The organism is Micrococcus sp. KRD128, assembly GCF_017168395.1.
Taxonomy (GTDB): Bacteria; Actinomycetota; Actinomycetes; order Actinomycetales; family Micrococcaceae; genus Micrococcus; species Micrococcus luteus.
Genome location: NZ_JABFAX010000015.1, coordinates 417,737 through 427,400, shown reverse-complemented (window position 1 = coordinate 427,400; position 9,664 = coordinate 417,737). Strand labels below are relative to the sequence as shown.

Below are 9,664 nucleotides of genomic sequence, written 5' to 3'. Positions count from 1 at the left end.
ACCCCCGTCCCCCCGTCCTCCCCGTCCCGCCTGGACGCGCTGACGGCGCCGACCGCCCGGCACGCCCACAGGCTGCTCGTCGCCAAGGCGATCCGCGAGTTCACCCATGAGCGGCTCCTGACGCCGGTGCGCGGCGAGCGGGTCGACGACGCCGGCCGCCACGCCTACACGCTGACCCTGGGCGGGGTGCGGTGGACGTTCACCGCGCGTGCCCTCCCGCTCGAGCACCTCGGCGTGGATCCGGACTCGGTGTGCCGTGCCGGGGATCCGGACGCGGTGGCCGTCGACCGCTTCGTCCTCGACGCGGCCGAGGTGCTCGGGCTGGCCGGCGAGGCGCTGGACGTCTATCTCGAGGAGCTCGCCTCCACCTTCGCCGCCCGGTGCCACACCCTGGCCGGCGAGCGCCCGTCCGCCGCCGACCTGGTGGACGCGGACTACACGGCGGTGGAGGCCGCCATGAGCGAGGGACACCCGGGCTTCGTGGCCACCAACGGCCGCATCGGCTGGGGGGCCACGGAGTACGCGATGTTCGCCCCCGAGGGCGGGCGGGCGCTGCACCCGGTGTGGCTCGCGTTCCCCTCCGAGCTCGGGGGACGGTGGACCTGGCCCGGTACCGCGAGCGCGGGCGCCGCCGTGCCGGCGCCGCCTGCGCCGATCACCGCGGCGGTGGCGGGCCTGTGGGCGGAGCGGGCGGCGGCGCTCGACGTCGATCCGGAGGCGTACACGCTGATCCCGGTGCATCCGTGGCAGTGGGAGCACCGGATCCAGGTGGCGTTCGCCCCCGACCTCGCCGCGGGGCGGCTGGTGCACGTGGGCGAAGACCCGGACGCGTTCACGGCCATGCAGGCGGTGCGCACCCTGTTCAACGCGAGCGACCCGCACGCCCCGCAGCTGAAGACGGCGTTGTCCGTGCAGAACATGGGGTTCGTGCGCGGCCTCTCCCCCGCGTACATGTCCGTCACCCCGGCGATCAACGCGTTGGTGGCCGACCTCGTGGACTCCGACCCCCTGCTCGCGAGGTGGGGCTTCGGGGTGCTGCGGGAGTACGCCTCGGCCGGGTACACCGGGGACGCCTTCCATGCCGTGGGCTCGAAGGGTCCTCACACGAAGATGCTCGCCGCCCTGTGGCGGGAGAGTCCGCTGCCGCGCCTGGCGGAGGGCGAGCGGGTCATGACCATGGCGGCGCTGCTGCACCGGGACGGCGAGGGCCGCTCCGTGGCGGGGGCGCTCGTGGAGCGCTCGGGGCTGACGGCGGCGCAGTGGCTGCACGGGGTGGTCACGGCCTACGTGACCCCGCTGGTGCACCTGGCCGCCGCGTACTCGACCGTGTTCATGCCCCACGGGGAGAACATCGTGCTCCGCCTGCGCGAGGGACGGGTCACCGGCGCCTTCCTCAAGGACATCGGGGAGGAGGTGGTGGTCGGCGCGGACGGCGTCCCGCTCACGGAGCAGACCCGGCGCATCCGCATCGACCTCACCGATGAGGACCTCTCCCTCTCCTTCTTCACGGACATGCTGGACGGCGTGCTGCGCCATCTGGCCGACGTGATGGACGCGGACGCCCTGCTGCCGGCGGAGGAGTTCTACGCCGTGGTGGGGCGGGCCCTCGCCGAGTACACGGCCCTGGGGGTCGCAGATGTGGAGCGCCTCGGCCTGGATGCGGAGGACTTCGCGCACTCGTGCCTGAACCGGCTGCAGCTGCGGAACGCCACGCAGATGGTGGACCTGACGGACCCGTCGGGCTCGCTGCTCTATGCCGGTCGCCTGGCCAACCCGGTGGCCGCACCGCTGCGCCGCGCGCTGGCGGAGATCCGGCAGGACACCGCGGCATGAGCACGGACGCGTGGACCGGGCCGGAGACGGGTGACGCGGCGAGCCGTTGCCACCGGGACCCGCACGCGGCACGGCCTGCCGGAGCATTGTGCACTGGGTGGGCGCGCTGACCCTGCCCCGCACACGGCGACGGCGCGCACCCGCCTCGGGTGCGCGCCATGATGGTGCCGGTCAGGGGCGGTGGCTCACTTGTGCTCGGCCACGCCCGTCTGGCCCTCCCGGACCAGGGCGGTCATGCGGGAGACCGTGCGGAAGTACTTCTTCATGTACCCGCCGTGCATCATCTCCTGCGTGAACAGGGCGTCGAAGGGCACGCCGGAGGCGAGGACGGGCACGTCCTTGTCGTACAGGCGGTCCGCGAACACCACGAAGCGCAGGGCCGTGGCCTGCTCCGTGATGGTGTGCACGTCGTGGAGGGCGAGCACGTCCACGTCCTTGACGAGCTCGCGGTAGCGGGAGGGATGCACGCGGGAGAGCATCGCGGTGAGGTCCGCGAAGTCGTCCACGGCGAGCACGCCCGCGTCGGGGAAGTTCTCCTGGGCGGTGGCCTCGACGGCGGCGTCGTCCAGCGGCGACGGAGCGGCAGAGAGGCCGCGGTGGCGATAGTCCTCGCCGTCCACGCGGATGACCTCGAACTGGTCGGCCAGGACCTGGATCTCGCGCTTGAAGTCCTGCGCCGCGAAGCGCCCCTCGCCGAGCGAGCCCGGCAGGGTGTTGGATGTCGCCACCAGGCGCACGCCGGCGTCGGCCAGCTCGCGCATGAGCCGGGACATCAGCACGGTGTCCCCCGGGTCGTCGAGCTCGAACTCGTCGATGCACACGAGGGTGTACTCCTTGAGCTCGTCCACCGCCTTGCGGAAGGACAGGGCGCCCACGAGGTTGGTGTACTCCACGAACGTGCCGAACGCCTTGGGCCCGGGGGCCGCGTGCCACGTCGAGGCCAGCAGGTGGGTCTTGCCGACGCCGAAGCCGCCGTCGAGGTAGATGCCGGCCGGCCCCGCCGCCCGCTTCTTCCCGCCGAACAGGCCGCCGAGGAACCCGCCGCCCGAGCCGCCCCGGCCGAGGTCTGCCGCGAACCGGCGCAGCCGCTCCACGGCCTGTGCCTGCGAGGGGTGCGCGGGGTCCGGGATGTAGGTGTCGAAGGACACCGTCCCGAAGCGGTACGACGGGTGGAAGCCGGCCAGCAGCTGGTCCGGGGTGACCTGCGGCGAACGGTCGGCGAGGTGGACGATCTGAGCCACGGGACACTCCCAGGGTCGACGACGGGGATTCCGGGCCATGCTATCGGGCCGTGGACCCGACCCATGTGACCTCGCGTGTCCCGGACTGAGGGGCCCCTACCCTCTTACGTGACACCGACGTGCCGTAATCTGGCGCGCAGGGCACGGACACGGAACCCGCCGTCGTCGTGCCGCCCGCCCCGGGCCCGTGCGGGCCCGCCCCGACGCGAAGGAAGGCAGTGCCATGACCGATACCGCCGCGAAGTTCTCCGAGTACGCCCACCCCGAGAAGCTGGTGTCCACGCAGTGGGTCGCCGACCATGTCGGCGACGAGGACGTCGTGGTCCTCGAGTCCAACGAGGACGCTCTCCTCTACTCCACCGGCCACATCCCCGGCGCCCAGCGCGTCGACTGGCACACCGAGCTCAACGACCCCGTCAGCCGCGACTTCGTCGGCCCCGAGGCCTTCGCCGAGCTCGCCGCCTCCAAGGGGATCTCCCGGGACACCACGGTGGTGTTCTACGGCGACAAGTCCAACTGGTGGGCCGCCTACGCCCTGTGGGTGTTCACCCTCTACGGCCATGAGGACCTGCGCCTGATGGACGGCGGCCGTGACAAGTGGATCGCGGAGGGACGCGAGACCACCCGCGAGGTCCCGACCGTGGCCCGGGCCGAGTACCCGGTGATCGAGCGTGACGACCACACCGAGCGCGCCGCCCGCGAGGACGTCCTCAAGGCCATCGGGACCACCCCGCTGATCGACGTCCGCTCCCGTCCCGAGTACACGGGCGAGACCACGCACATGGCCGGCTACCCGCAGGAGGGCACCCTGCGCGGCGGCCACATCCCCACGGCGGCGTCCGTGCCGTGGGCGTCCGCGGCCAACGAGGACGGCACCTTCAAGTCCCGCGCCGAGCTGGAGCAGGTCTACCGCACCGGCGCCGGGCTGCAGGAGGGCGACGACGTGATCGCCTACTGCCGCATCGGCGAGCGGTCCTCCCACACGTGGTTCGTACTCAAGTACCTGCTCGGCCACGAGGACGTCCGCAACTACGACGGCTCCTGGACCGAGTGGGGCAACGCCGTGCGCCTGCCGATCGCCGTCGGCGAAGAGCCGGGCGAGGCCCCCGCGCGCTGAGCCCCGGCACGGCGTGGATCACTAGACTGGGACACCATGACCGAGAACCACGCCGTGCCCGCCGCCCTGGCCGAGATCATCGACGACTTCGCCGGGGTGCCCGATCCCGAGAAGCTCGAGCTGCTGCTGGAGTTCTCGGACGAGCTGCCGGCGCTGCCGGAGCGCTACGACGGCCACGAGGCCGAGATGGAGCAGGTCGTGGAGTGTCAGACCCCGCTGTTCCTGGCTGTCGAGCTCGAGGGGGAGCCCGGCCCGCAGGCCCCGGTCCGCCTCTTCATCACCGCTCCCCCGGAGGCGCCCACCACGCGCGGCTTCGCCTCCGTGCTCACCCAGGGCCTGGACGGGCTGAGCGCCCTCGAGGTCCTCGACGTGCCCGAGGACATCCCCACCCGCCTCGGTCTGGCCAAGGCACTCACCCCCCTGCGGCTGCGCGGCATGTCCGCCATGCTCGGCCGCATCAAGCGCAACGTGCGCGAGCAGGCCGGGATCGCCTGAGTCCGCCGTGGGCCAGCGCAAGAAGGATCGCGGCGCCCGGCACGGGGCGGCCACGCCGGCCGTCGCCGCCCTCGAGGCCGCCGGGGTCCCGTATCGGCTGCACACCTTCGACGTGGCCCTCGACGCCGGCGGCGAGCGGTTCGGCGTCCAGGTCGCCCGGGCCTTGAGCGTGCCCGCCGAGCGCCTGTTCAAGACGCTGATGGTGGCGGACCCCGACGGCGCGCTCGCCGCATGCGTGGTGCCCGTGTCCGGGCAGCTGGACCTGCGGGCCGCCGCCGCGGTGCTGGGCGTCAAGCGGCTCGCCCTGGCCGATCTGGCCGTCGTCGAACGCCGGACCGGCTACGTGCGGGGCGGCGTCTCGCCCCTGGGCCAGCGCCGGCCCCACCCCGTCGTCCTGGACTCCTCCGCTCTCGACGCGGAGCTCATGTACGTCTCCGGCGGGCAACGCGGCCTGGATGTGGAGATCGCGCCCGCCGACCTCGTGCGGGTGACGGGCGCCGTCGTCGCGGAGATCGCGGCGGGCTGACGGGCGGGTTCGGCGGCGGGCCGGTCAGGCGTCGTCGCGTGCCTGGCGGCGTACCACGGCCATGCGCTGGCCGACGGTGACCAAGGAGGCGGCGGCGAGCAGCCCGAGGGTGACGGCCAGGACGACCGGGGGCAGACCGAGGCCGGTGAGACCGGCGACCACGAGGGTGGCCACGAGCCGTTCGGCGCGCTCGGCGATGCCCACGTGCGCGTTCCAGCCGAGGGCCTCCGCCTTGGCACGCACGTAGGAGACGAGCATGCCCAGGGCGAGGCAGGCCGCCGAGAGCGCGCCGACCACGGGTGCGGCGCCGACGCCGAAGCCCCACAGGCACAACCCGAGGAACACGGCCGCGTCCTGCACGCGGTCCAGGGTGGAGTCGAGGAACGCGCCCCAGCGGCCGGTGGACCCGGCCTCACGCGCCATGATCCCGTCCACCAGGTCCGAGAACACGAACGCGGTGATGAAGAGCGTGCCCCAGAACAGGTGCCCCAGGGGGAAGAGCACGAGCGCGCCCAGGCTCACGCCGAGCGTGCCCACGACCGTCACGGTGTCCGGACTGACCCCGGCCCGCAGGAGCGTACGGGCCACCGGGGTGAACAGGCGGGTGGTGAGGTCGCGCGCGTGACGGTCCAGCATCAGGCGGGGTCTCCGGCCCCCGGGCGAGGATGCTCGGCCGCGGCACGGGCGTTGGCCGCCTGGCGCGCGGCGTGGTCCTGGGCGGCCCGGTCCCAGACGTCCGCGAGGATCTGCCGGGTCTCCCCCAGGGTCTGCGACATGTTCTTGGTCCGGGCGATGATCGGCAGGAAGTTGCCGTCGCCGGTCCACCGCGGCACCACGTGCTGGTGCAGATGGGCCGCGATCCCGGCGCCGGCCACCGCCCCCTGGTTCATGCCGAGGTTGTAGCCGGACGCGTCGGCGGCCTGGCCGAGGGCGAGCATCGCCGTCTGGGTCAGCTCCGCCATCTCGGCGGCCTCCTCCGTGGTGGTGTCCGTGTACAGGGGCACGTGGCGGTAGGGGCAGACGAGCAGGTGGCCGGGGTTGTACGGGTACAGGTTCAGCACCACGTAGGCGGTGCGGCCGCGGTGGACGATGAGGGAGTCCTCATCGTCGCGCTGCGGGGCCGCGCAGAACGGGCAGGTGTGCTCGTCCTTGACCTGGCCCGTCCCCTTGGAGACGTACGCCATGCGGTGGGCGTTCCAGAACCGCTCGAAGGCGTCCGGGGCGCCGGGCAGCTCGAAGCCGTCCGTGGCGGCGGCGTCCGCCGACGCGCGGGCCTGCGCCCGCGCGTCGGATCCGCCGGTGCCGGGGCTGGTCATGGGGTGACCTCGCGCTCGCGCACCGCCTTCACGATGCGTTCGATCGCCTCCTCCACCGGCACGCCGTTGTCCTGGGTGCCGTCGCGGAAGCGGAAGGACACGGCGTTCGCGTCCCTGTCCTCGCCGCCGGCGATCAGCACGAACGGCGCCTTCTCCTTGGCCGCCGTGCGGATCTTCTTCGGGAAGCGGTCCGAGGAGTCGTCCAGGCGCGCCCGGATCCCCTCGGCGCGCAGCTTCGCGACGACGTCGTCCAGGTAGTCGTTGAATGCCTCGGCCACGGGGATGGCCACGACCTGTTCCGGGGCGAGCCAGGCCGGGAACGCGCCGGCGTAGTGCTCGGTGAGGACGCCCAGGAAGCGCTCGATGGAGCCGAAGAGGGCGCGGTGGATCATCACGGGGCGCTGACGGGTCCCGTCGGCGGCCTGGTACTCGAGGTCGAAGCGCTCGGGCAGGTTGAAGTCCAGCTGGATGGTGGACATCTGCCACGTGCGGCCGATGGCGTCCCGGGCCTGGACCGAGATCTTCGGGCCGTAGAACGCGGCGCCGCCCGGGTCCGGGACGAGCTGCAGACCGGAGGCCTCCGCGACCTCGGCGAGGGTGCGGGTGGCCTCCTCCCAGATCTCGTCGGAGCCGACGAACTTCTCCGGGTCCTTGGTGGAGAGCTCGAGGTAGAAGTCGTTGAGGCCGTAGTCCTTGAGCAGGTCGAGGACGAAGTTGAGCGTGGTGGTCAGCTCCTCCTTCATCTGCTCGCGGGTGCAGTAGATGTGGGCATCGTCCTGGGTCATGCCGCGCACGCGCGTGAGCCCGTGGACCACGCCGGACTTCTCGTACCGGTACACGGAGCCGAACTCGAACAGCCGCAGCGGCAGCTCACGGTAGGACCGGCCCCGGGAGCGGTAGATCAGGTTGTGCATGGGGCAGTTCATCGGCTTGAGGTAGTAGTTCTGGCCCTGGCGCGTGATCTCGCCGGTCTCGGGATCACGGACCTCGTCGATGTGCATGGGCGGGAACATGCCGTCCGCGTACCAGTCGAGGTGGCCGGACACCTCGTAGAGGTGCTGCTTGGTGATGTGCGGGGTGTAGACGAACTCGTAGCCGGCCTCGGTGTGGCGCCGACGGGAGTAGTCCTCCATCTCCTTGCGGATGATGCCGCCGCGCGGGTGGAACACGGGCAGGCCGGAGCCGAGCTCGTCCGGGAAGGAGAAGAGATCCAGCTCGGCGCCGAGCTTGCGGTGGTCGCGGCGCTCGGCCTCGGCGAGGCGCTCCTGGTAGGCCTTGAGGTCGTCCTTGCTGGCCCAGGCGGTGCCGTAGATGCGCTGCAGCTGCTTGTTCTTCTCGTTGCCGAGCCAGTAGGCGGCGGCGGAGCGGGTGAGTGCGAAGCCGTTGCCGATGAGCTTGGTGGAGGGCAGGTGCGGGCCGCGGCAGAGGTCGCACCACACGGCGTCGCCGGTCTTGCGGTCCACGTTGTCGTAGACGGTGATCTCCCCGGCCCCGACCTCCACGGAGGCGCCCTCGCCGGCGGTGTCCGCGGCGTCCTTCTTGCCGAGCAGCTCGAGCTTGTAGGGCTCGTCCGCCATCTCGGCGCGGGCGGTCTCCTCGTCCACGACGCGGCGGCGGAAGGTCTGGCCGGACTTCACGATCTTCTGCATGAGCGAGGAGATCTGCTTGAGGTCCTCGGGGGTGAAGGGCTCGTCGACGTCGAAGTCGAAGTAGAAGCCGTCCGTGATGTACGGGCCGATGCCGAGCTTGGCGCCCGGGCGCAGCTGCTGCACGGCCTGGGCCATCACGTGGGCGGTGGAGTGCCGCAGCACCTCGAGGCCCTCGGGCTCCGTGATGTCCACCGACTCGACGGACGCGCCGGCGGGGATCTCGCGGGCCAGGTCCCAGAGCAGGCCGTCCACCCGCATGACGGCGGTGGTCGGCTTCTCGCGGAAGAGGTCGAGGCCGGTGGTGCCGTGCGTCACCTCCCGCAGCTCTCCGTCCACGGTCAGCAGGATGTTCTTCGGCTCCGACACGGTGCTCCTTCGAGGTCTGGCTTCGGGATCGGTGGCGTACGGGGGCCACCGTCGGCCGCGTCCCATTCTAGGGGCGCGGCCGGACGGCGGGGCACGGAGGCGGACGGTCTCATCTGTCCGGGGTGGGCAGCAGCTCCCACGTCTCCGGGTGGGGCACCGGGATCGGGGTGTGCTCCGGCGCGGGCCGATCGGGTGCCGTGCGGCCGGGGCGGGCCCCGCCGGCCGGCCCGACGTCGGTGCGCACCTTCACGGGCCAGCCGCCCGTGCCGTGGTGCGGGATGTCCGGCAGGGGCTGCGCCCCGGTGCCCGCCCGGCCGCTGCGGCGCGCGGCGGCGGCACGGCGGTCCGCCGCGAGCCAGTCCCGCCACTGCTGCCGAGTGGCGTCCAGGTAGTCGGGGTCCGGGAGCGTCTCGGGCCGGTGCAGGTCCCAGGCGCGCACGGCCTGGACGGACACGGCCCGGTCGCCGGTGCGCCGGACGGTGCCCTCGATCAGCAGGAGGCGGGCGGAGAAGAGCATCTCCCCGGAGGCGTGCTGGGCCTCGGTGAAGAAGGAGGCGTCCACGCAGCCGGTGCCGTCGTCCACGGAGAGGAACACCACCCGCTTGCCGCTGCGCATGGGCGGGGTCTGGGTGGCCACGCGCACCCCGGCCACGAGCACCCGGGACTGCGTGCGCAGCCCGAGCAGGTCCTTCGCCCGGGTGACGCCGAGCGCGTCCAGGTACGGGGCGTGGGAGTCCATGAGGTGGGCGGTGACGTCCAGGGCGGTGAGCTCCAGCTCGGTGCGGACCCGGGCGGCCGGGCCCGGGTCCGGGAAGAGCGGGGCGAGGGCGGTGAGCTCGGTGTCCGGCAGGTCCAGGGCCAGCTGGCCCTCCACCTGCCGCGGACGGGCGGACCGCGAGCGCGGGGCGGTGCGGCCGGGGGCGGTGCCGCGGGTGGTGGAGTGCTGGAGTTCGAGGTGGTGGACGAGGTCGGTGCGGGAGGCGCCGCCGGGTGGGAGGAGGCAGTCGAGGGCGCCGAGCTGGGCGAGGCGTTCGAGGTTGCGGGCGGTGGGGCGGGCGCGGTCGCGGACGTCGGCGAGGGAGCGGTAGGGGCGGCCGGTGTCGAGGCGGTCGGTCTCGGCT

General features: G+C 72.8%; 9 protein-coding genes. 4 read left to right on the top strand and 5 right to left on the bottom strand.

All coding sequences use genetic code 11. The features are described from left to right. A partial coding sequence (locus J1M44_RS08210; protein ID WP_206480841.1) for an IucA/IucC family protein occupies positions 1 to 1,833 on the top strand: 1,833 nt, incomplete at its 5' end. A 185-nt stretch (positions 1,834 to 2,018) separates the two neighbouring features. Here J1M44_RS08210 and zapE read toward each other — a convergent pair. Beyond that, positions 2,019 to 3,074, bottom strand: a complete 1,056-nt coding sequence (zapE, locus tag J1M44_RS08205) for a cell division protein ZapE (RefSeq protein WP_036340820.1) — start codon at positions 3,072 to 3,074, stop codon at positions 2,019 to 2,021. Positions 3,075 to 3,297: 223 nt separating this feature from the next. Here zapE and J1M44_RS08200 point away from each other — a divergent pair, with 223 nt between their 5' ends. The 3 genes from J1M44_RS08200 to ybaK are packed head-to-tail and all read left to right on the top strand — an operon-like array spanning position 3,298 to position 5,212. After that, complete coding sequence (locus J1M44_RS08200) at positions 3,298 to 4,191, top strand: sulfurtransferase (protein WP_004167584.1); 894 nt, start codon at positions 3,298 to 3,300, stop codon at positions 4,189 to 4,191. A 36-nt stretch (positions 4,192 to 4,227) separates the two neighbouring features. Then, entirely contained in the window at positions 4,228 to 4,686 is a 459-nt protein-coding gene (locus J1M44_RS08195; RefSeq protein ID WP_004167585.1) for a SufE family protein, read from the top strand. A gap of 7 nt (positions 4,687 to 4,693) precedes the next feature. Next, on the top strand, positions 4,694 to 5,212 hold the full coding sequence (gene ybaK / locus J1M44_RS08190; protein ID WP_144824123.1) for a Cys-tRNA(Pro) deacylase: 519 nt from the start codon (positions 4,694 to 4,696) through the stop codon (positions 5,210 to 5,212). Between the two features lie 24 nt (positions 5,213 to 5,236). On the opposite strand, the gene pgsA is transcribed toward ybaK, so the two are convergent. The 4 genes from pgsA to J1M44_RS11755 form a co-directional block, all read right to left on the bottom strand. Continuing rightward, positions 5,237 to 5,848, bottom strand: coding sequence for a phosphatidylinositol phosphate synthase (pgsA, locus tag J1M44_RS08185; protein ID WP_144824125.1), 612 nt, complete (start codon positions 5,846 to 5,848; stop codon positions 5,237 to 5,239). Further along, positions 5,848 to 6,528 (bottom strand): HIT family protein, encoded by a 681-nt coding sequence (locus J1M44_RS08180; RefSeq protein ID WP_020624764.1) that lies wholly within the window; start codon positions 6,526 to 6,528, stop codon positions 5,848 to 5,850. The genes pgsA and J1M44_RS08180 overlap by 1 nt, the downstream gene beginning before the upstream one ends. Beyond that, positions 6,525 to 8,543, bottom strand: coding sequence for a threonine--tRNA ligase (gene thrS, locus J1M44_RS08175; protein ID WP_020624765.1), 2,019 nt, complete (start codon positions 8,541 to 8,543; stop codon positions 6,525 to 6,527). The genes J1M44_RS08180 and thrS overlap by 4 nt, the downstream gene beginning before the upstream one ends. Before the next feature lie 109 nt (positions 8,544 to 8,652). Then, the coding region (locus tag J1M44_RS11755; protein WP_241252884.1) for an OB-fold nucleic acid binding domain-containing protein at positions 8,653 to 9,664 on the bottom strand (1,012 nt) is incomplete at its 5' end.

Coding starts and splice junctions, on each gene's coding strand:
- J1M44_RS08200 (WP_004167584.1), top strand. CDS start 3,298: ATGACCGATACCGCCGCGAAGTTCTCCGAGTACGCCCACCCCGAGAAG.
- J1M44_RS08195 (WP_004167585.1), top strand. CDS start 4,228: ATGACCGAGAACCACGCCGTGCCCGCCGCCCTGGCCGAGATCATCGAC.
- pgsA (WP_144824125.1), bottom strand. CDS start 5,848: ATGCTGGACCGTCACGCGCGCGACCTCACCACCCGCCTGTTCACCCCG.
- J1M44_RS08180 (WP_020624764.1), bottom strand. CDS start 6,528: ATGACCAGCCCCGGCACCGGCGGATCCGACGCGCGGGCGCAGGCCCGC.